The organism is Prochlorococcus marinus XMU1412, from assembly GCF_017696315.1.
GTDB classification, from domain to species: Bacteria; Cyanobacteriota; Cyanobacteriia; order PCC-6307; family Cyanobiaceae; genus Prochlorococcus_A; species Prochlorococcus_A marinus_AF.
The window spans coordinates 347862-368790 of sequence record NZ_JAAORJ010000001.1; the positions used below are offsets into that span (position 1 = coordinate 347862).

Annotated in this window: 23 protein-coding genes; 7 read left to right on the top strand and 16 right to left on the bottom strand. The window is 33.0% G+C overall.

All coding sequences use genetic code 11. The annotated features are described in order from the left end of the window. The first annotated feature begins 60 nt into the window (after positions 1-60). The 4 genes from HA152_RS02005 to HA152_RS02020 all read left to right on the top strand — a co-directional run bounded on the left by HA152_RS02005 (position 61) and on the right by HA152_RS02020 (position 2127). Positions 61-915, top strand: a complete 855-nt coding sequence (locus HA152_RS02005; protein ID WP_209133005.1) for a PD-(D/E)XK nuclease family protein — start codon at positions 61-63, stop codon at positions 913-915. Between the two features lie 98 nt (positions 916-1013). Next, complete coding sequence (locus tag HA152_RS02010) at positions 1014-1481, top strand: hypothetical protein (protein WP_209133007.1); 468 nt, start codon at positions 1014-1016, stop codon at positions 1479-1481. Beyond that, positions 1478-1972: a ribose ABC transporter ATP-binding protein gene (locus HA152_RS02015; RefSeq protein WP_209133009.1), complete on the top strand. Its 495-nt coding sequence runs from the start codon at positions 1478-1480 to the stop codon at positions 1970-1972. The genes HA152_RS02010 and HA152_RS02015 overlap by 4 nt, the downstream gene beginning before the upstream one ends. A 5-nt stretch (positions 1973-1977) precedes the next feature. Beyond that, positions 1978-2127 (top strand): hypothetical protein, encoded by a 150-nt coding sequence (locus tag HA152_RS02020; RefSeq protein WP_209133011.1) that lies wholly within the window; start codon positions 1978-1980, stop codon positions 2125-2127. 37 nt (positions 2128-2164) lie between these two features. Here HA152_RS02020 and HA152_RS02025 read toward each other — a convergent pair whose 3' ends face one another. The 4 genes from HA152_RS02025 to HA152_RS02040 all read right to left on the bottom strand — a co-directional run bounded on the left by HA152_RS02025 (position 2165) and on the right by HA152_RS02040 (position 4282). Next, positions 2165-2578 carry a hypothetical protein gene (locus HA152_RS02025; protein WP_209133013.1) on the bottom strand — a complete coding sequence of 138 codons (414 nt, stop codon included), beginning with the start codon at positions 2576-2578 and terminating at the stop codon, positions 2165-2167. Continuing rightward, the gene (locus HA152_RS02030) at positions 2578-2757 is read right to left on the bottom strand and encodes a hypothetical protein (protein WP_209133015.1); all 180 of its coding nucleotides are present in this window, start codon (positions 2755-2757) and stop codon (positions 2578-2580) included. Before HA152_RS02030 ends, HA152_RS02025 begins: the two co-directional genes overlap by 1 nt. Before the next feature lie 14 nt (positions 2758-2771). After that, on the bottom strand, positions 2772-3518 hold the full coding sequence (locus HA152_RS02035; protein WP_209133018.1) for a tetratricopeptide repeat protein: 747 nt from the start codon (positions 3516-3518) through the stop codon (positions 2772-2774). A 287-nt stretch (positions 3519-3805) separates the two neighbouring features. Continuing rightward, positions 3806-4282 carry a hypothetical protein gene (locus HA152_RS02040; RefSeq protein ID WP_209133020.1) on the bottom strand — a complete coding sequence of 159 codons (477 nt, stop codon included), beginning with the start codon at positions 4280-4282 and terminating at the stop codon, positions 3806-3808. A 90-nt stretch (positions 4283-4372) separates the two neighbouring features. Between HA152_RS02040 and HA152_RS02045 the strand changes: the two genes are divergently transcribed. After that, on the top strand, positions 4373-4921 hold the full coding sequence (locus tag HA152_RS02045) for a tetratricopeptide repeat protein (protein ID WP_209133022.1): 549 nt from the start codon (positions 4373-4375) through the stop codon (positions 4919-4921). Here the strand turns inward: HA152_RS02045 and HA152_RS02050 are convergent. Further along, a complete protein-coding gene (locus HA152_RS02050; protein ID WP_209133024.1) occupies positions 4912-5229 on the bottom strand; it encodes a hypothetical protein in 318 nt (105 codons plus the stop codon). The two genes, HA152_RS02045 and HA152_RS02050, sit on opposite strands and share 10 nt — an antisense overlap. A 273-nt stretch (positions 5230-5502) precedes the next feature. Between HA152_RS02050 and HA152_RS02055 the strand changes: the two genes are divergently transcribed. Then, a complete protein-coding gene (locus HA152_RS02055) occupies positions 5503-6285 on the top strand; it encodes an SIMPL domain-containing protein (RefSeq protein WP_209133026.1) in 783 nt (260 codons plus the stop codon). A gap of 99 nt (positions 6286-6384) precedes the next feature. Here HA152_RS02055 and HA152_RS02060 read toward each other — a convergent pair whose 3' ends face one another. Together HA152_RS02060 and HA152_RS02065 are read right to left on the bottom strand one after the other, a co-directional pair. After that, the gene (locus tag HA152_RS02060; protein ID WP_209133028.1) at positions 6385-6573 is read right to left on the bottom strand and encodes a hypothetical protein; all 189 of its coding nucleotides are present in this window, start codon (positions 6571-6573) and stop codon (positions 6385-6387) included. A 36-nt stretch (positions 6574-6609) separates the two neighbouring features. After that, positions 6610-6996, bottom strand: coding sequence for a hypothetical protein (locus tag HA152_RS02065; protein WP_209133030.1), 387 nt, complete (start codon positions 6994-6996; stop codon positions 6610-6612). Positions 6997-7208: 212 nt separating this feature from the next. On the opposite strand from HA152_RS02065, the gene HA152_RS02070 reads away from it, so the two are divergent. Beyond that, positions 7209-7631, top strand: coding sequence for a very short patch repair endonuclease (locus tag HA152_RS02070; RefSeq protein ID WP_209133032.1), 423 nt, complete (start codon positions 7209-7211; stop codon positions 7629-7631). A 26-nt stretch (positions 7632-7657) separates the two neighbouring features. Here HA152_RS02070 and HA152_RS02075 read toward each other — a convergent pair whose 3' ends face one another. From HA152_RS02075 to HA152_RS02115, 9 genes are read right to left on the bottom strand one after another with little or no spacing between them, the layout of a single operon-like run. Beyond that, positions 7658-9748 carry an AIPR family protein gene (locus HA152_RS02075; protein WP_209133034.1) on the bottom strand — a complete coding sequence of 697 codons (2091 nt, stop codon included), beginning with the start codon at positions 9746-9748 and terminating at the stop codon, positions 7658-7660. Continuing rightward, the gene (locus tag HA152_RS02080) at positions 9748-10728 is read right to left on the bottom strand and encodes a PD-(D/E)XK motif protein (RefSeq protein WP_209133036.1); all 981 of its coding nucleotides are present in this window, start codon (positions 10726-10728) and stop codon (positions 9748-9750) included. Before HA152_RS02080 ends, HA152_RS02075 begins: the two co-directional genes overlap by 1 nt. Beyond that, complete coding sequence (locus HA152_RS10120) at positions 10718-13441, bottom strand: Z1 domain-containing protein (protein ID WP_209133038.1); 2724 nt, start codon at positions 13439-13441, stop codon at positions 10718-10720. Before HA152_RS10120 ends, HA152_RS02080 begins: the two co-directional genes overlap by 11 nt. Positions 13442-13456: 15 nt before the next feature. Continuing rightward, positions 13457-14872: an ATP-binding protein gene (locus HA152_RS02090; RefSeq protein ID WP_209133040.1), complete on the bottom strand. Its 1416-nt coding sequence runs from the start codon at positions 14870-14872 to the stop codon at positions 13457-13459. Positions 14873-14932: 60 nt separating this feature from the next. Then, a complete protein-coding gene (locus tag HA152_RS02095; RefSeq protein ID WP_209133043.1) occupies positions 14933-15109 on the bottom strand; it encodes a hypothetical protein in 177 nt (58 codons plus the stop codon). Beyond that, the gene (locus HA152_RS02100) at positions 15106-17208 is read right to left on the bottom strand and encodes a DNA cytosine methyltransferase (protein ID WP_209133045.1); all 2103 of its coding nucleotides are present in this window, start codon (positions 17206-17208) and stop codon (positions 15106-15108) included. Before HA152_RS02100 ends, HA152_RS02095 begins: the two co-directional genes overlap by 4 nt. Beyond that, on the bottom strand, positions 17205-17918 hold the full coding sequence (locus HA152_RS02105) for a DUF6339 family protein (protein WP_209133047.1): 714 nt from the start codon (positions 17916-17918) through the stop codon (positions 17205-17207). The genes HA152_RS02100 and HA152_RS02105 overlap by 4 nt, the downstream gene beginning before the upstream one ends. After that, positions 17915-18946 carry a hypothetical protein gene (locus tag HA152_RS02110; RefSeq protein WP_209133049.1) on the bottom strand — a complete coding sequence of 344 codons (1032 nt, stop codon included), beginning with the start codon at positions 18944-18946 and terminating at the stop codon, positions 17915-17917. The genes HA152_RS02105 and HA152_RS02110 overlap by 4 nt, the downstream gene beginning before the upstream one ends. Positions 18947-18948: 2 nt before the next feature. Continuing rightward, positions 18949-20913, bottom strand: a complete 1965-nt coding sequence (locus HA152_RS02115; RefSeq protein ID WP_209133051.1) for a hypothetical protein — start codon at positions 20911-20913, stop codon at positions 18949-18951. Between the last annotated feature and the right edge of the window lie 16 nt (positions 20914-20929).

Consider the following 20929-nt stretch of genomic DNA (forward strand, 5'->3'; position numbering starts at 1 on the left):
TTATTAGTTTCTTGTATAGATAATCTATAGATAAGAAAGATTATTTATGAATTAAAAATCATGATAGATCTGAAAAGAAATAGTAAAAAAGAACCTGTAAAAGCAACTGGATTAAGGACAAGAGCATCTTCGTCTTATTCTCCTAATCAGAAAGATGATTTCAAAATAAGTAGAGGAAGGTTTTCTAATTTTTTAACCTGTAAAAGATGTTTTTACCTGGATAGAGTAAAAGGTTTAGACCCCCCTGGAACGCCCGGATGGACTTTAAATGAGACAACTGATTTGCTTTTAAAAAAAGAATTTGATTATTGCCGAGAAAGACAAATTCCACATAGATTATTTATCGAAAATGATTTAAGTCATTTAGTTCCTTTTGATCATCCTGAGATAGATGATTGGCGTAATTCTCTTCACAAAGGATTGATGCTTCGTCATAAGGATACAAATATCATTTTGACTGGAGGAGTTGATGACATCTGGCAGCACAATATTACAAAGGAATTAATAGTTGTTGATTATAAATCTCAGGCAAAACTTGGAAGAGTAGATAAACAGGATTATCTTGATGATCCATATCATGAGGGTTATAAAATTCAAATGGATTTCTATGCTTATCTTCTTAAGGGGATGGGATTTGATGTTCATAAAACAGCTTATTTTTTAGTTTGTAATGCAAAAAGAGATGACGAGGAATTTAATAAAAGAATGAATTTTGATGAATATTTAGTTCCCTATGATTGGAATATTGATTGGATTGAAGAAGAAATAGATTCAATGGTTTCTTTAATGAATAGTGATCAGATCCCGGAACCAAATCTATCCTGTAAAAATTGTGCTTATTCCGAGCAATATGCCAAGTTAGTTTGTAATCCAGTGAAAGATGATAGTGAAGAGATTCAGGGAAATCTTTTTTAGCAAACTTTTTGCCTATGCTTAAGCTGGAATGGGATAATTTAATTGATTGACAGTCGATCTAACATAGAGGGATAAAACCCTCTTTTTTATTTTCTTTGATGGGAGATGAAGCTTATACAATACAAGATTACGTTCATGATGAGGCAGTAGCTTTTGCTGGAGCGATGCATCCCAAAGGTAGCCTGGCTCACAATTCAGATGAGATGTATTCATCTGACCGATATAAGTTAGAGAGTTGGAACCCTGAAGATACAATTCCAGTGGCAACTTTTTTTTATGAAAAGTACTCCCCAAAAAAAGCATATTTTTATGTCGCATCTTTTACCGAAACACAATGGAAAGAATCTCATATGGAAGTTTATTCACTCTTTTCTATCTGGTGGAATAAAGAATGGAGTCACTGGGAAAAAATACCTGAGTACTGTTGTTCCGTAATATCTGAAAAACCTCAACCACCTTTACATAAAGAAGCAGCAAATTGGATGTTGAAAAGAATGACTACCGAAGGATCTGGTTTCGCAGATGTAGACTATTTTAGAAAAGGCAAACTAGAAATATTCAAATGAAACGCTTACTTCTTGTCACAATAATATTTTTATTTCCTTTTTACGCTCAAGCTGGCTTCCCAGAAGGTGAGAATGGATATGATCTAAAAAAAATTGAAGAGTCTTTTAGATTACCCTGTGATGAGATTGGAAATGATGATTGCATAGCAAGAGCATTGGGTGTCGGTGCCTGTACCTGGGTATTTGGAATCAACAAAGATAAAGAGCCTGCGGAAGCTTTAAAAATTGCAGATAATGTTTTAATTGCTCTCCTGAAAGGAAATAATCTTGATTTAAAATCAATGCTTGAAAAAGATGGATTAATTAAAAATAATATTAAAAAAGAAGCCACTTACAGAATTAATTTTTGCAGAGAAGAGACAAAAAAAGCTATCCCAAAGTTAGTAAAGAAATTGCCGGAGGGTGTTGTATTGGATGAAGAGAGAATAGAAAATTTAACCAGCGTCTTTCCTCTGCAATATTTAAGTATGTTTGAGCAATTTAGCAAATAAAAAAAGTGAAACTTTTACTATTGACTCCTATATTCAAACGTTTTAAAAAGAGTGCTTTTTTCTCATCACTTAATCAGAATACTTGTCCTGTTTATGATGCTGAAGAAATAAAAAAACAAGAACAGCAAGAAGCTATTAAAAAGTTATATCCATAAAAAAATATTCCATGTTTAAAAGAAAAGCTTTCTGTTTTTATGACCTAAATTTTCTATGTACTTTGCTTCTTAATTTTAAAAACTTCTCGTTTTGCTTTTCAAAATCATTAGTATCCCACTTATTTCCATAAAAATTATATGCTTCATCTTTTGTTGAAGCCAGTTCGCAATCCTTTCTCCAATAAACTTCTAGACGACAATCTTTGTTTGAACAAACCCAGTTAGCTTTAGGAACTTGGCAAATATAAACATTACCGCTTTTATCCTTTATTTTTACTTCTCTAAAAGGTCCCATGCAACAGCCTCTAATATCATATTCGGCAATATTATCCACTACTTCTTCGCTTGGCATACCATAGACAACTTCAAGTAGTTGCTTTTGCCCGCATTCAGGGCAAGCTTTTGGTTTCCCGCATCTAATTATTCTTTTTGGCTTACCTCTTTTCCCCATTACATCATGTCATTGAGCATATAATTCCAGTCAATCACTCCCCCCATTTTTTTCGTTTTTTCATCTTCTGCCCTTATGGCTTTTCTGATCTTTTGTCTTTCTTCAGAGTAATTTTTATCTAAGCTTTCATCAGGGTTACTAAGATAATCTGTGATGTTTCTTTTCGTCCATAGATCCATAATGTTTTTGATATTTAAAGGGTCCGAAGGAAACAGTAGGGGTCAGTAATAACCTTATAAAAGAGTTTATATTCTTTTGGTGGAACATATCCATTATTTTTCGCCAATTGATAATCTTCACAGGCCCCCCGTCTATCTCCTGAAAGATTTCTTTCTCTTGCTCTTCGCATTAGTAATTTATTTTTAGTTTTTACTTCGAACTTTGCAAAATTGCTGGGCAGACAATTCTCTGCGAAAACATTTTTTGCTCTTTTATTTCCTTTCTCAATCCCTTTCCTCCAGTCATTACATGCTCCCTGAGCATCCCCAATCATTTCTTTAAGAATCGCTCTATTGAAGAATGAATATTGAAGTTCTATATCTTTTGAAATCGCCCTTGAATAATCTTTAATAGCACTTATGTTTCTTCTTAAATTTGCATTAGCTCTTGCACGATTGTAGACAGCAGCTCCATTGCCAGGATCAATTGATAAAAGTAAGTTGAGATCATTTACAGCACCTTCATAATCTTTCAATTCACTTTTTGAATTTGCTCTATTGAATAATGCATAGGTATTCTTTGGATTGAATTTCAAAGACTCTGTATAGTCTTTTATTGCCCCTTTATGATCATCATAAAAGTATATTTTCTTGTCGCCTTCGAAGTTATATTCTATTGATTTATTTGTATCAGTAGTAATACTTTTTGCTTTGGATTTGTTGCTAAATATTGTTGGACTTGCGGCCAAAAAAATTGAGAAAAGTAAAGGGTAAATTTTCATACTTCAAAAAATATAAAGTTCTAGTTTTTTTAAATTAATGCATATTCAAAATATTGCCATGTCCTCTTTTTTTAATTCGTTATTTTTTGTACATAAATAAAATTCTTTAATATTGATTCTTATAAAAAAAACTAAAAATTATTTCTTAAATAAATCTTGAATAATATAAATATCCTCTGCATTTGGATATTTCTGTTTAAACACGCTGATTGCACTATTTGGCGACAAAGCAAATAAATTTATTTTGATTCTATATTTATCTACCAAGCCAGAGATTAAATACTTTTTCATTTTAAAGCAGAAAAGTTTTTTTCTAATTCTTTAGTTTTCCAATATTCTTCAACTACGACAACACTTACTTTTTTAAAAGCTTTAAAAGTATCTATGTAATGTTGATAATCATCTTCAGGAAAATGCGAAGGAAAATTATAATAATCCTCTCTCTCATCTATTAGAAAATTTTTAGAAGGAACTTTTTCAATCCAATCTAACCAGTGATTCACCTCAGAATCGAGAGAAATATATGAATACCTTTCATTACTGTAATTAAACCAGTCAATCCCATTTATATTTACCAAGATATCAAATACAAATCCGCGTTGATATGATCCTATCGAACATTCAACAGGAGGAATTTTTGGAATAAAAATATCAACTGGACTTTTAATTATCCAGTTATAGAAGTTTGTTTTTTCGGGTTCCTTTATTGCAGCATTATCCATCCAACTCTCAAATTCTTGTCTCTGTGAATTAACAACGAACATTTTTAGTTTTATTAATAAGAGAAAAGGACCATAGCGTTATTTTGCATCTGTTCTAAATTAAATAAACAAGATCTTTATATTTTTTGAAGTATGAAAATTTACCATTTTATAATTGCAACTTCATTAGCAATTCCATCTCTTATATTTTCTCCAAATGCAGAAGCTCATAAACATTTTAATAAAGTCAAAAATATTTCTTCATCTGAAAAAATAACAGGCAATGGGTATGAGATCTTAAAAGAAAAAAATTATATTCATGCAAGTGAAAAATTATCAGAAGCGTTAAAAATTAATCCTAAAAATAAGTTTGCCTTACTTTTGAGAGCATATTCAAAAAAGGAATTAAAAGATTATAGAAGTGCCTTAAAAGATTTAAATACAATTTTAAAAATCGATTCAGAATATAATGCCGCAGTAGCTCTTAGGGCATGGGTCAATATTAAGTTGCGAAATTATACGGAGGCGATTGATGATTATTCAAAATTAATAGCATACGATCTAATGCTTAAAGATTCATATGGAAATAGGGGATTTCTAAAAGAGATAATGAATGACAATGAAGGAGCATGCTCAGACTGGCAAAAAGGAGGTTTGCTTGGTAATAAAAAAGCATCTTTGGCTTTTGAAAATCATTGTTGATTCGAATAAGTTTCATTTTTATATTTGATGAAAAAATTAAAAGATGCCTTATACAAACTATTCGCTCTTAGGTCTAGCTCATAAAGTTCGGGATCATCAAAAAAATCTTTTTCTATTTTTTCTAATTGATTAATGTCATTAATTTCTTCTAATGAATTTTCTATAATTTTTTTTTCTCTAAGAATAAAATTAATTTTCTCTAGTGCATTTAAAAAAGCATTTACCACAATTCTTCTATCAATTAATTTAGAAATTTCCTTAGAATGATTTCCTGAAGAAATCCAATTTTTTAAGTTATCCAAAGTCATAATATTAATTTTATAACCTCCAAAAAATTCCAAAATAAAAAATCTCTTTATTTTCTTTTAGTTCTAAATAACTTTTCTCATAATACAAATATACTTCTTGCCTACAATTATTTCATTTGGCAATATTGGTAACCGACTCCCAAATTGGCACATCCAAATTAGATGTTTCCATTAATGGCCAGATAGAAACGAAGGAATACAAGTCAGGGATTTTCAAATAATTTTTCTTTCGGTTCAGCTGTTAAAAAGCTCCTACACACATACTGATAGACAATGAAAATTATTAAGAGACTCAGGTCGCTGCCAGGCGATTCTTTGGACGTTATACGCCGTACACCGCCCCTTGTTTTCGCAATGGCTGTCTTATCTCTCGGGGGATTTATAGGCGCTTCCACGGTCCTTGTGAGAGGGTTCAGAACAGTTGAGAATACTATCACTGTTACCGGTGCAAGTACTGAAAGTTTCGAGAGTGATATCGCAAAATGGTCAGTCCAGGTAAAGACATCAGGTACAACTCAGATTGACTCATTTACCAAGCATAAGCAGTCCATTAATAAGACAATGGAGTTCCTTAAAGCCAATGGAATTGAGGACAGTTTAAAGCAGGATGTTTATATTGGACCCGCGAGTATCAGTGAATATAAAACCAAGCATCCCAAGACTAATGAAATCATTAGAACTGAATGGATTACTTATCAGAATATTGAGATTGAAAGTAGGGATGTTTATAACATCCAGAAGACCCATAGTCAGATAACAGAATTGCTTGGAAAAGGGGTAAGGGTGAAACCAAGTCGTCCTGAATTCACCTATTCAAAGCTGGCTGATAAACGCGTTGACATGCTTGCGAAGGCGGCAAAGGATGCACGAATCAGAGCTGAGGCAATTGCGCTTCAGGCAGGATCTGAAGTAGGTGGTTTAAAGAGAGTGAACACCGGTGTTTTTCAGATAACTGTTCCGAACTCCACGAAGGTGAGTAGCTGGGGTTCTTATGACACTTCAACTATCAAGAAAGATATCACTGCCGTAATGGGGGTAACTTTCGCAGTTAAGTAGATATTCAGGGAGTCTGTTTTTTGCCTTTTAGAATCATCAGCAAAGGTAGACCAATAAGCATTAGGCTCCCATCAATTAATAAAAAAGTATTCAGATTCATTAATCCATTCCATCGGGAATATCCCAAGTAAGGGGTATTCCTTTTTTAACGGCATCTTTCTCCATCTCATCCATTTCTTTTCTTAGCTTGTTGTAATAGGCCAACTCTTCTAGATCATCAGAACCAAGACCATAATTCATGATCGCTGCAAGATAAATTTTATGCATGCGGTATGAAGATAGTGGCATTATTTAAGACAAGCTATTTAAATTATAAGATTGTTTTTATCCGCATTGCTTATCTTCTCCACTAATACAAAATCTTTCAGCTTCAGTATTTAATCTCATTTCACAGGAAATTATCATTAAGGGTTTAACTGTTCCCTGCCCAAAATGTTTTGACTTGTAGTGAGAACAAATCCTACGTCTAGCACTCATCCAGTCTTTCCATAGTTTATCGTCATTCAATTCCTGTCTTAAATCCCAGTCTCTTTTATTCGCTTTCTCTGCGTAACACCTTGTATATTCTGGTGTTGCTCCTGTCTCTACACATTCAAAAGGATAATCTTCCCACTGTTTAGCGTTCCAGCTTTCAAAGGTGTGATCATGAGCTCTAAGAGGTATTTGTGATAAGACTAATAAAAGAGGGAATAGAAAGGTTTTTATCTGCATAAAAACTAAATATAGGAATTTTTATGGTATCTCAGATCCCAATCATTGCAAGGGATTACGTAACCCCTCCATAATACACGGGTAGAAGGGTTAAAAGACAAGAAATTGACAAGCTACTACTTACTGGATGTGTGTAAACACATAATGCACGTACAGAATATAGGTACTTATATGTTGATATTGGTTATATTATTTAGAAATTAATTTTTTAGATGAGTAGTGAAGTAATTCATGAGGTGAGTGAGCAGAGATCAAGGAATATGTCTGCAATAAAGTCGAAGAATACAAAGCCAGAAATCACTGTAAGAAAACTTCTCCATTCAATGGGATATAGATTCAGATTACATAAAAAAGATTTACCGGGTTCTCCTGATATTGTTCTGCCAAAATATAAAACAGTAATTTTTGTGCATGGATGTTTTTGGCATAGACATCAAAATTGTAAGTATGCCTCTAATCCAAAAACTAGGAGAGAATTCTGGGAAAAAAAGTTTAAAGAAAATATTGAGAGAGATAAAAAAACTCAAGAAAAGTTAAAAAATTTAGGTTGGAAAACAAACATTGTTTGGGAATGTGAAGTTAAAAATAGAGAAATATTATTCCTTAAGTTAGAAGAGATTTTAAGGAAAAAATAATTTATTTAAAAAAAAATTCTTAAAGATTAATTTTGAAATCCACTATCTTTAGCTCTTTCAATGATTTTTATCAATCTGGGATATTGCCAATCAACTGGTACAAAGCTTACCTGAATTGCTTTATATAATAAATTCTGATCTCTAGGAGAAATTATTCTTTTTTGCATACAAAACTTGAGAACTTTTTTCCAGTAATCCGGACCTAAACTTACGATATAATTTTCAGTCTCAAGCTGGTTATCTAACTTTTGTTTTTTTGATGCTTCTTTAAGTAAACTTTTTTCTTCTTCTTTATTTAATAAAGTATTTTCAAAATCTTCACTTAAATTTATTTGTACTTTTTTAAATAATTCCCAGCAATCTAAACTCTTTGCATATTCTCCTGTATTAAGTGGAGCATTTTTGGGACGTTCTGCTTCAGTGAGATGTATTACTGCTTCACGTCCCACCTCTAGAAGTGTATTTTCTAATTCTTGATTCAAGGATTGAGATTTCCAAATATTGTTGTAATTTATCGCTTTGTTTTTCCTCTTTATTGTGTGTAATAATTTTGCAATTCCATAGGCAACTATATTTCTTTTATAACCTTCTGCATACCAATCTGCTTTTTTTACTAATTCATCAAAACGTCTAAAAATGAGTACTTTGGCCATTGAATATTTAAAAAATGTTTCATCGAAAAATGTCTTATTACCTTCTTCACTCTCCTGTTTTTTAGTAAACGCTTGAGTAAATTCTATATAGCATTTTTGTGATCCTTTACTTACTAAATCAGGCTTGCATAAAAATGTATTTATTACTATTGCTAATTGGTCTTTAGTTACCTTTTGATTCTTTGGATTTAATGCATCAAATTTTTTCTTTTCTCCCGTAGATTTTAACAATGCTTTTTCTTGATTGTATTGTCCTCTTGCTCTCTCATAAAACCATCTAGATTGTATTGTAGTGCCTGTTTTTTGAGGAGCTAAAATTTTTCTTGAATAATTCTCCATATCCACGTGGAATTTATTATTTGAGGTGAAGTCAATATGATTTACTTTATTTTGGCTATTTGCATATTCGGAAATTTTTGGGACTATTTCTTCTGCTCGACTTTCGTTAGATATAACTGATAACTTCATTTGAATTTGAATATCTTTTAAGTTTTCTTCGAAACCTCTTTTGATAGCTTCATGAACCGATGCGGTAGTTTGCCCTCCATTAACTATTTGAAAATTAGTTATTGAAGATATAAAAAGACCTCCTTTTTCAGAAGTTGAATTAAAGTCTTTTTTTATATTTGATGCAGTCGCAGTAATGCCATTGTTATAACTAAAAAACATGTTTGGGTTTTGCTCAATGGTAGACCTTATTCCTTTATTAACTTTTCCCTTTGCCTGTAAAAAGACACGTACATTTTGTTCTAATAATCTGCTACCCCAAGCTTTAAAAATTTTTGCAAGAGTATATCCTGGCATTATGCAAAGATAACTTTCAAAATCATTATTGGCACTGGATGCATTAAGAGCAGTTATAGAGCCGCCATATTCGGCTAGATTAATAATGATTTCCTCTTTTTCTTTACCTGAAATCATTAGGTCATAAAATCGATTGACATCCCAAGGTACAAATTCTGCATGGATACCATTTATTGGAATTGGATCAAAATCTCTATTTCTAATATTTAAAGATTTATTTGTAATAAAAACTATTTTTATTTTTTGTATTTGATCCCAAGTCGTAGAAATAAGATCTGACAATCCAAATTCAGTACTTGTCATATCCAATTCTTCTCTGAAATTTGGATCTAATGATTTGGAGATGAAATTAATTGCTTTTTTACACATTGAGTCAATTTCAGCTCTGTTAATTGAAACTATTTCTTCTTGATTTGAAAAATCACAAACAATTAAACTTAAAGTTCCTTCATCATCAATTGGATTGCCACCATAACCATCTATCTTTAATCCGGGTTTATCAAAAAAACATCTATCTGCAGTTGGAATAACTTCTGCTTTTATTAAGTCTTCAGAAAAAAAATAAAAGAATGCATCTTCTGTTAGTTCGTTGCTGCTTTCTGCTTCAACTAATATTTCATTTCTTAATTGAGAGTGAAAATCCTCTAAGGTTTGTTCCATTAAATTGCCTTGAGAACATCTTCTTTACTTATTTCAAAATCTTTTAGTTCATTCATATCCAAAGAGTAAGAAACATCATCAATTCCCGAAGATAATTTACTACCTACAATCTTTGGAAAATCATTTGTAACTTTATAGTAAACAATTTCTTTTATTTCCCATTTTGATTCTGTGTAATCATCCTCCCAATCGAATCCATACTCTGAAATTAAATTATTAAATTGAGAAATTAAGTTTGGATTTCTTTTCTCAATTTCTTGCTCAACATATAAACACCATTCACTAAGATCTTTGCTTTCTTTAGATTCAGAAAAATCAATACCGAATACTGCTAGAAATAAATTTGTTTCCGGATTTTCTTCAAGCTGATCTTCAGAGGAAATCTTAATTTTTGGTTTTGAAATAGTTCTTTTTGCTTTGATTTCTATTTGATTTTCTTTTAAATCGAAGTCTTTGCTTCCACCTAAAGGCCCTTGCCAACTTTCTAAAGCCATTTCAGGCGAAATATTTTTTTTATTTATTAAGATCTCACTTAAAAAATAAAGTTCCCCAATTAAACCTTTTTGAGCAGAATTAGGTAACTTATTATCCCTTTTGCCTGCAAGTAAATTAACCCATCTCCAACATCTTCTCAAAAGAACTGATAAAGTACCCTGCTCACTTTCTTCATTTACACTTGCATTAATAAGCAAGCAACATAATTCTGCGAATATTTCTAATTGTGTTATGTCTAAAAGAGTAATTTTCAGGAATTTTCTTTTAGAAATAATTTCATTAATTGAAAGACCTCTTAATTTAGGTAAATTTTTTTTGGGAGGAATAATAGTCTTATCTTCTTTGGTTTCAAATAATAAGCAATGATTCTTTTCTTCATCAATAGCCCAAAGGAATCGTCTTTGAATTTTTGGATCAGTAAAAACTGGAATAGCTTTTTTGCCAGGTGGTATTTTTCCCCAAGGGTTTTTTTCTTTAACTTCCATCGCTTCCTTTTAGTTCAATAAGTTCATTTGATTCTAAATTATCGAAGAAATTCATTTGTCTCCAAGTTTTATTAACAAAATATTGTGTGGCTTCTTGATGTTTTTTAGTTGGAGGAAAACTTATTGACCAAGTTGCATGTGCGAAATCATTATCTTCGAATGAATATCTCAAACTATCTGTATCTTTAAAAAGATCTATGAAATGTAAAACTAATAATGGCTTTCTTCCTTTAACTCTAAATATAGAATCAGGATAACCATCTTTATCAATTTCGTTTTTTAAGATCTTTAATCTGTTTTGGTCTCTCCATTTATTTATTTCATTCTCAACCGCTAATTCACTTAACCCAACTTTTTCAATATATCTTCCAGATATCTTTCCATTAGCAAATTTAATCTTGTCATCTGATGCAATTATAAGTTGCCTTCCTGAAGTCCCAATTGAAATATCGCCGACTTTAATATTCCTAAATGCATATCGTGATTTTTTTCTAGGCGAGGTTACAAATACATCCCAACTACTTAATTCATCCGATCTATCATTTATATATTTTATTATTGGTTCAATGGGATTAGTTAAAGGACTTCTAGACACAAATTCACATATAAAATCCTCAATATCATTAATACTTACTTCTTTAAATAAAAGTCCTGGTAAACCATGATGTTTTTCTACTGATATTTTTTGATTAAGAGATAAAGCATTTATTAATTTCTTTGAAAGATCAAAATTTCGTTTAAGGATATTTTTATCCTTTGGGAGAGTAGTTGTTTCAATAAATCTTGAAGACAGAGATACATTTATTGTCCTTTTCTGACCAACTCCCATTTTATTTAATGCAGTTATATGTAATGAGAGAGGATTATCCCTAACCATAAGTCCAAATTCTAATGGAGATTTTTTTAACCTTTCCATTTGTTTTACTTGTTCACCGATATTATTCACCTCTTCAGCAATAAACTGGTAAAAATCTATAGCATTTAACGTCATCCAGATTTTACATAAATCCTCATAGCCATCTCTATAACCAAACCATCTACCCATTTGTAGAAGAGTATCGCACATTTGGGTATTCCTTAAAATATATGTAATGGCTAACCCATGAACTGTGAATCCTCTTGATAAAGAGTGGCCTCCGATTACAATATAAGATTTTGCTTTTATTTTTGGATCGCCATCTTTATATTCAACAGGATCAGAAGACTCTTGATTTATAGATTTTATTTCTATTCTGAGATATGTTTTTTTTATTGCATTTTTAATATCTGGCCATTTCTCTTTGATGTTATTTGAATAATATTTGATAAAAACATCTTCAAAAATCTTTAATCTATTTTTTGCATCTTCATTTTCTAAAAATAAATTATGTCTTAATAAATTATCGAGCCTATCTTTTTCTCTTGTAATTTCCAATTTCAATTGCTCTTGAACAGAAGTAAATAATGAAACATTGATCATCATGGAGACATCTTTAGAGTCAAAAATATCCCTTAAATAAAAAATTGCATTTACTAAATAAAAAGCTATTATTGCTTCTTTTAAGCTTGTAGGGATTTTGGGCTCAAGAACCTTCTTATGCTTAAGAGGTATATAGTCTTCATTATCAGTTATTTTTTCAATAGTATTTGAATTATATGGATCATCATCCAAGAATATTTTTTTAGGACCAAAATAATTTGTGGGAGGAGAAATTCTTGTTATGAAATTTTTTGGGAAAAGATCCCCGCCAATCATTTCATCCTTATCATCAGGATCTATAAAAATATTTGCAAAAGGTGTTGCTGTATATCCTATGTAAGAACTTTTGGTAAAGATATTTAATATTTCTCTTATATCTTTATTTATTCTTGTTGGGTCATCATTATCGCTGCCATATTTTGTATTTATTGAAGCATTATCGGCTTCATCATCAATCAATATCATTGGTAAATTAATTTTCCCATCTCTAAATAATTTTGAGCTACTAAAGTAACTTTTTACGTTGTTAAGAACGTTAGTATTTTTTTTAATTACTGCGACCACTGGTTTTTCATCTCTCGAAAATTTAAGTCTCTCAAGAGCAGGAGCATCAAAGTCAAATTTATCTGTAATAGAAACTGGTTCTTTTACATCATTAATAATGATCTTTGGCTTTATAAATCCATCATTTATTCTTTTTTGTGTTTGTTCTCGAAGATTATTATCTCTTCCTGCAATAACAATAATTACTTTATAACCTAAGTCAGCTGCTTTGGTTATCAAGGCAATATAGTTTGCAGTCTTGCCACTTTGAACTGATCCGATAACTAATCCTTTTCTGTCCCATCCATTTTTTTTTGTTGGATCAGGGTCTCCGCATTTAGATATTATCCTGTCAGTGTCTAATCCTATTGTTGTTAGAACGTTATCAGAGAAACTTCCTTTTTTGGATAAGAGATTTTTGTAGTTAGACCAGTATCCTTCATTTAAAACTTGCTTCCTCTCAGGAGTTAACCATTCTTCAAAGTTTTCAGAATCATCTTCAATCGTCGAACATATATCCATATCTATTCCTTCTATTTCCTGAATCTTTAAAATAACTTCTTGAATATCTTCTTCGTTTAAACTAGAAAAATTTGGTGCTTGAGAATTGAACCTTACGGAATGTTCGATTGCTTCTTCAGATGAATCTCCAGGGAAAGCAATGTGTAAATGGTTTTGCGATAGACGTTGTAGTAATTTTTTTAAATCCACTTTATTTAAAAATTCTCATAAACTGTCTTTGATAGATTCCCAGTTTTCTCTAAATATATCAATACCTTTCAAAATATCATAACTATCTTCCACAGATAAACCTTGTTTAATGTAGTAATCAATAATATTTTTTGCGTGGTCTAAAATTTCTTTAATAGTTAATTCTTCGGTTATGAGATTTTTTGGGTTTTCAGCATAATCAGAAGATATTAATTGCAGTGGAATTCTTTTTTCTACTAAAGAAAATATTTTTTCTGCTTCATCAGCTAATTCCTCGCTTAAAGAATTTAGTAGAAACTTTATGGATGGATGATCTTTGCTGATTTTGTAAATTATTTGTCTATCAGTAGAAACAAATCTTTCCCAAATTGGAGACTTTTGCTTGTTTATTAAAGCTTTAGCTCTTTTTGCAAATTTCTTTATTGCAGGTCTTGAGAAGGCATGTATTAAGTCTCTTAATCTCCCACGAACTTGTTGAGGAGGAGTCGCCCTGCTTTTTTTAACATCCAATTGCCATTCTGCATCTGAACTATTGTCAATATCGATGGATATTCTGCAAAGTTTTCTCATTTCTAATTTTCTTGCTAAACCAAACCATGTTGACTTACAAATTAATCTCCCATTTCTATATAAATAAAATCCTTGATTTTCTAAATAACCTTCTTCTCCTCCATGATATTCCCATTCTTCAGAAGTGCAGTTAGTGTGATGAGGTAAAGCATAAGATATGACCTTGCATTTATTAGCTATGATTTCTGCTGGCTGAGTAGTTGACTTTTCTTTGAAAAATGGATCTGCTGAAATACAGATATTTCCGTTTACTGTAAAAATAATTTTATTGCCATAATCACCACTTATGTATCTATGAAAAACAAGACTTATATGTTTTATTAATTGATTGGTAACTGATTCAAAATATTCTTGAGCATTTATTTTATCTTTTTTTTCTAAAGTATCAATTTTTTCCCATCTTATTGTTGTACCTTTTTCTTTAAATGCATTTTTGCCATCAAGTTTTTCAAGATCCATAAACCATTTATTTTCTTTCTCGATAAGATCTAAATCCCATATTGCCGCATATGTGTTTTCATTTTGTTTTGTTTTTACAATTAGTTTCTTCGCTTGTGAAAAGGAAGCTGTTTTAAGTCCTAATCCAAATCTTCCAAGATCTTCTTTATCCCTTTCATGAAGTGGATTTTTGCTTCCTAGTCTCATGGCTTCTTCAAGTTCCTCACTTGTCATACCAATGCCATTGTCCTTGATTTCAACGAAAGGTTCTTGATTATCCCAGCTACAAATAATGTCTATTTTTGTTGCTTTTGCCGAAATAGAATTATCGATTATATCTGCAACCGCATTATTTAAGGAATAACCTAAGCTCCTCATACTCATAATCAATGAGTTTGCATTAGGTGGTATTTCCTTCCTCACTTCGCAAATAAATAATATTTATTGAAAATAAACTTTTTCTCTATATCTTTCAACATGATGTTAAGGCTTCTGATTATTTAGAGATTTTGGATATTCTTTTTCATATTCCTTTTGTAGCTCATGATCAATTTGTTTTTTTAGAGATGTTAATTTTTTTGTTCTTTCGTCAAGTAATTCTTTATAACGCAAAGTCTCTTTTTTAAGTTCATTTAAAAGTGATTGAACTTTTTTTGTCATGAGGCAATTGATGAATCAGAAGCTGGAATTTTAGAAATTTGATCTTTTGAATCAAAATTTATTGCCGAATTTGCTTTGATTATTTTTTCAATTATTTCCTCTTTTTTCCCTTGTTTTGATAAGGCAAGTAATGAGCAATACCCTGTTCCTTCTCTATCGGTTTCTAATAAGTGACCTATATGTATATCTCTATTCATATTGCTAAATTTTAAAATTTCATGATCGATATCCATTATCTGTGAAATAATTCTGCTAATTCCTATGGATTGTTTTATCTCTGTGGTTAATCCAACTGTAGCTAAAGCACCTCTTACGGAATTCCTGGAAAACAAATCATATTCTTTTCTTGCGATTTCACTCCAGTCGATTTCATCTTTTGTAAGTTCTTCAGCAAGCAGTTCTAGTGAAGGGATATATTTCTCAAGACTAAAACTTTTTATTTTAATTTTTCTAGCTTTATCTTGTAGAAAAATCTCAGGAGTAGGCCAAAAGTTTTTTAATCTTTGATAGGTATCTTTCTTTCTTTTTTCAAGATCTTTATCTCCTAAGATCGCAGGTTTATTTTTTTCTTTAGTATTTTTTTTGAAAGTCTCTGGAAGTAAATTCCCAAGACATGCATTCCATGCCCTTATATTGCTTGGAATTATTTTTCTTCCTTCCCTTTTTTTTGTCCATATAAGTTCAACTTCTTTTTTATTTGATTCATACCAGTTAATTAGATTTTCTCTAAGTTTGGGAACTATATCAGGTTGGGTAAATTCTTTCTCATTTTTAATTGATTTCATTAAAGATTTACCGAGTTCAAAAGCAACAATGGGTGCAACGGCTTCTCCAATTTGGTGGAATCTATTTGAAGGCCCTCCATAAAAATTGAAACCATCGGGGAAAGATTGAACTCTTGCCGCTTCCCTAACTGATAGGGTTCTATTCTGGTGGGGATGAATATACCAATAACCATCTTTTGACATGTGAGCAGTTATTGTCAGACATGGTTCGTTAGGTTTGAGGATATTGTATTTATCACCAAAACTTATTTTCTGACTTTGCTTTACTTGCTTACCTTCTCTGAAAGCTTTGCTCGTAACTGAATATCTTCTTTGCTCTTCTGATAATTGAGAATATTTGATCCCAGTTGATCGCATCAATTTAAATGTCTCAAGATCATCCTCTCTAACTTTTCTTATAAGGTGATCGTGAATCATCTCATCACCAATATCCAACCAATTCCTCATTAATTTCTGATAATCGTTTTTTGGTCCTTCATAGCTATATTTTTCATCCCACTTTTCATCCCATCCTCCTTTGAGTGGAGGGAGATCTGAAATCGCCTCGTTCAATGTGACTGCCTCTTCGACAGAATCATATTTTGGCTTTGGCCATTTCATAGGAGCGCATTCATTTATTTTTGTTCCGGAAATAAATAATCTTGGCCTTAGTTGAGGCACTCCATATTGCCATGCATAAATCAATTTAGGATTTATTCGATAGCCAGCTTTCTCAGCTCTATTAATGATTGATCTATATATTTCCTGCTCACCTGTCTGCGCAATATCAGTAACATTCTCCATTAGAAAAGCTTTTGGTTTAACCTGCTCCACTATCGAAATAAATGATTCCCATAATTCTCTTCTATCTTCATTCAGTTCATGATGTTGAGCAGAAACTTCTTCGTTATGTTTTCTCCATTTGATATTTCGGGAGAAAGGCTGACATGGTGGTCCGCCTGCTATAAGTGATATTTCTCCACACTTATTAAGTTGTTCTGAAATTTCATTAATTACTTTTCTTTTGCTTAAATCGCATTCATATGAACATCCACCAAAGTGATGCCTGTGAGTCATTATTGAATCGTTTCTGATATCGCAGGCCAGTATTACATCAAAATTTGCACGATGCAGTCCAAGGCTTAAACCACCGGCACCTGAAAAAAGGTCAACAGCAAAATAAGGTACTTTTTTTATTGATCGAACTTTTGCTGCATATTCAGGAAGTTCATCAAAACTGCATGAATCTACATGTGCTTCAAGTTCTGATGCAGGCCCTCTTACAGGACTTAATCTATGTGGATCACTTTTCCCTACTGCATTTTTATGAATCATGCGACCTCTTCACTCTGAGTATCAATTAACTGCTGGAGTTGCTCTTCACTTAAAAGATCAAGACATATTGAACCTCCAAGGGAATTTAGTTTTCTTATCGCAATTCTTACTTTGCTGTCGGGTAATTCAACTAGCTTTTCAGTAAGTATTCTATTTATCTTGGGAATCAGGCCAAATTCTCGATCACTCAACCCAAGATGAAGTTCCTGACTGGTAAATAATTTTTTGACCAGGGAATAGTCAGAATGATCATTCTCCATCATCCTGTCGGCGGCAAAAAAAAGTCTCGAGAAAGTATTTCTGCCATGTCCATTTATTGATGATGTCCCTAGAAATCTTAGTGATGGAACATGTTTCTTTCCTGTTCCAACAGTAAATCCATCTTCCGGATCAATCGGAATATTACCTCTCCATCTAAGCCACGGAATATTTGGATATCTTATTACGCATAGCCAGTGCCACATCCTCATATCAGTAAGAATATGAGAAGGCAGAGATTTGAATGTTGTATGAACGCACTCAACTAATCTTGCATCCAGACTCGCACCAGTAACTTTTTCAAGAATAAGTTGATCTATAAGTGCTGAGAGATTTGTAAGGTCAACCTTGCATTTCACTTCCTCTATACTCACAATATCTGGATTCCTCAAAGCAGAAATAAGTCCATTACTGATTAGAGGTGCTTTTAATCTGAATAGTTTTTCGCTCATGCAACCTCCTCTTTTTCAAGGTTAGTTGGAATCTCCGATTCAAAACTGCACCCTCTCGCCATTATTTCCGCCAATTCCAGAATCTTCGTTTCCTGCTGAATTATGGAACTCATTTTAAGAATAAATTTCTGAAAAGACTCAGGTGACCTAAGTTCATTGGCCAGAGCAATAACCGCTTCATGTGGAGAGATATTTGTTTCTAGAAGATTTGTCGAAAATAGAGATAGAGTCTGAAGTTGTGATGGCGGCAATTGCTCAACAATTTCTTCACTGCTCAGGTCATTGTTTGTATTCAACATATTCTGGATGGAGTTCATCGAAATAGAAAGAATCATGGTCCAAACAGTGGAACAAATTGAGGTGAAGATGATATCTCTCTGAAGGGAATTGATATCTTTCCTCAAGGCCTTACTCATCAGAAGTTTTTTCAATGATGCAGTCACATCTGCATTCATTTCAATTACTGGAGGTTCACTTGGGATTAATCTCCATAACTGATCTTTACTTTCAGGGGGAAAGGATTGCCACTTTATGTTGAAGATGGAGTCATTATTAGCTTCGGTGGTAGCAAAACGAATGGTATGAATCAGACTTCTTCCAATTATCTGACCCATTTCTGTGGCATAGCCGCTCCTTGATTTTTCTCCGGCAAATTGTTCTGTTCTTACAAGAAGTGCTTCTGCCCTGACTTCTTCTCCATTTAAAAAAGGTATATAGGAAGTCTCTGAAAAAAAGAATCCACCACCACCATCCTCTAAATCAATTATTTCTCTTCTACCTGTTGATCTGCTTATAAGACGGCATATGAATTTAACAGGAGGATTTTCCCTTTCTGAGGGATGAAGAGTTTCTTCCCATTCAAAAGGTGCAGTTAGCAGTATCTCAAGTTTTGTCTTTTCAAGTTTGCCATTGAACTTGAAAGTAATTCCATTGCTTACTTCCTGAATTACCTCTTCAGAAATGCTGTCTGGAGCTGTTATTCGAAATGCTCCATCAAGATCTATTGTTTTCCAGGGGACAAAATGCATGATTAACCTACCTTCCTGAAGCCTGCAATTTCAGGGTTGACTCCGGATGGAGGTTTTACTATGCACTCAAAAGGAACTGATGAAAATTGGTTTTCGGCAGAGAATACAAATCTCCTTGAATCAGAATCGTCATATGAAATATATTGTTCACTCCCCATAATTCTCATATCACTTATTCCCCACATTTCTCCCTGGCCACTGTCTGCAATGCTCTGGAAAGATAAATGTACTTTTGCAGTTCTGATTGATTCACCTGATCGTACTAATTCGCCGGCTATTCTCCATCCATTGGCTTTTTTAATGAAGGAGCATTGATCTCTATCTATAACAACTTCAAGTGCGGAACTTTTTGTCTTGGATAGACTTTTCTTTTCTTTAATTCCTCTGCCAAGATTAATCATTCTTTTAAGCATTTCTGGTCCTTCATCAGGAGGTGCAATAAATGAAGTCAGTAAGTTCTGAATGAGGATCTGCCTTAGTTCATATCTGATTCCTCTAAGTCTGTTAGCATGACCTCTCCATGTATAACTTTCTCTCAGTCTTCTTGTTGTAGGCAGCCAGTCATCATGAGTCACTGGTTCACCTGCACGGAAATATTCTTCAGCGAATGCGTTATTTTCCCTGCTCAACTCTGTCTTGTCAGATTCGGCAATCTCATTCAATGATGTACCTACAAATGCAGCTGCACAATAGGAACCTCCATCACTTAACTTTGTACCTTCGGCATAATCAATAACCATTCCAGAACCCCTTATAAGTGCAATAGTTGATCGGCATGGCAGACATTCCTCTTTGGAAGGGACTCTTGTAACTCCAAGTCTGACAGTACTTTTAAGCTCATCATGAAGAAGTTCAGGATTGTCTGAGGGTTCCACTCGTCTAGGTATGGGAAACTCAACATCAATTGAGGAACTGTCGCCCGGGAATAATGATTTTGCACCTTCAAAAGGTTCTACTCTTCCACACTCAACGAATGGAGACCATATTTCATCAGCACGCGCTTCAGATATATATTCAGCTGATTTCCCCTCTTCCCGAAATACTCTTGCTTTGAAATCAAGTCTTTCCCAGCTGATTGCAGGCCAGAACCATTTTGATGCAGCTTTTGTGAAATCTCTGCAGAGTTCCTCTGGATCTCTTATTCCTGATGAACCGGTATCATCACGATCAGGTTCATGAAAAGTTGGAATGAGGATAGTTGTTCCGCACTCAGTTTCATTGTCACGATTGAGAAGAATTTTTTCTGCATCTCTTTCTTTCATCCAGGTGGATTCTGCAATAGGAATTCCATCTTTTTCACTTTCAGATCCCATGTAGGCACCATCAAGCCATGATTTTCCGTCCATTTCATGAGCGGGAATTTCGCTTCTTCCAAAAATTCTTAATTTCTTTCTGCCTTCAATTCTTGAAGAGAAAAGAACAGTGAATATTCTTGAATGCATCCAGCTGACTGCCTTTCCCAGCCCAAAGCTTCCTCCTAATCCAGACTCTTTACCGGTTGAAAAATTCTGCACACATAGCTTACGGAAATTTCCTTTCTCGTCCCAGTCATCACCTGTCAGACCATCAGTTCCGTAATCACTGATTTTCAGACAGACAAGATCAGATGATTTCATGGATTCAAGTCCGGCCTTCAGGGTGAGGGCAGTTCCACTTGAACCTTTAACTGATGAAAGGTGAGGGATAAGAGTTTCACTGTTGATTAATTTAAGAAATTTCTCTTTTTTCTCTCCCTTGAGCACAATCAGATCAAAAAATATTTTCACCTTTTTATCCCTTCTCTGATCGAGACTGTTCTGACAGATTTCTCTGACAAGAGTTTCCAGCAGTGATCTTTTTCTCTGTGATCCACCTGCTTCAAAAATTTCACTTGCGGCATTACCACCACTGGACCTACCCTGTCCGAGCGATGGTGTCCCAATCCATTTCAGTTGTGTCTTTGCTGTTTTCAAATCCCCTTCAGACACTATATAAAGTGTTAAT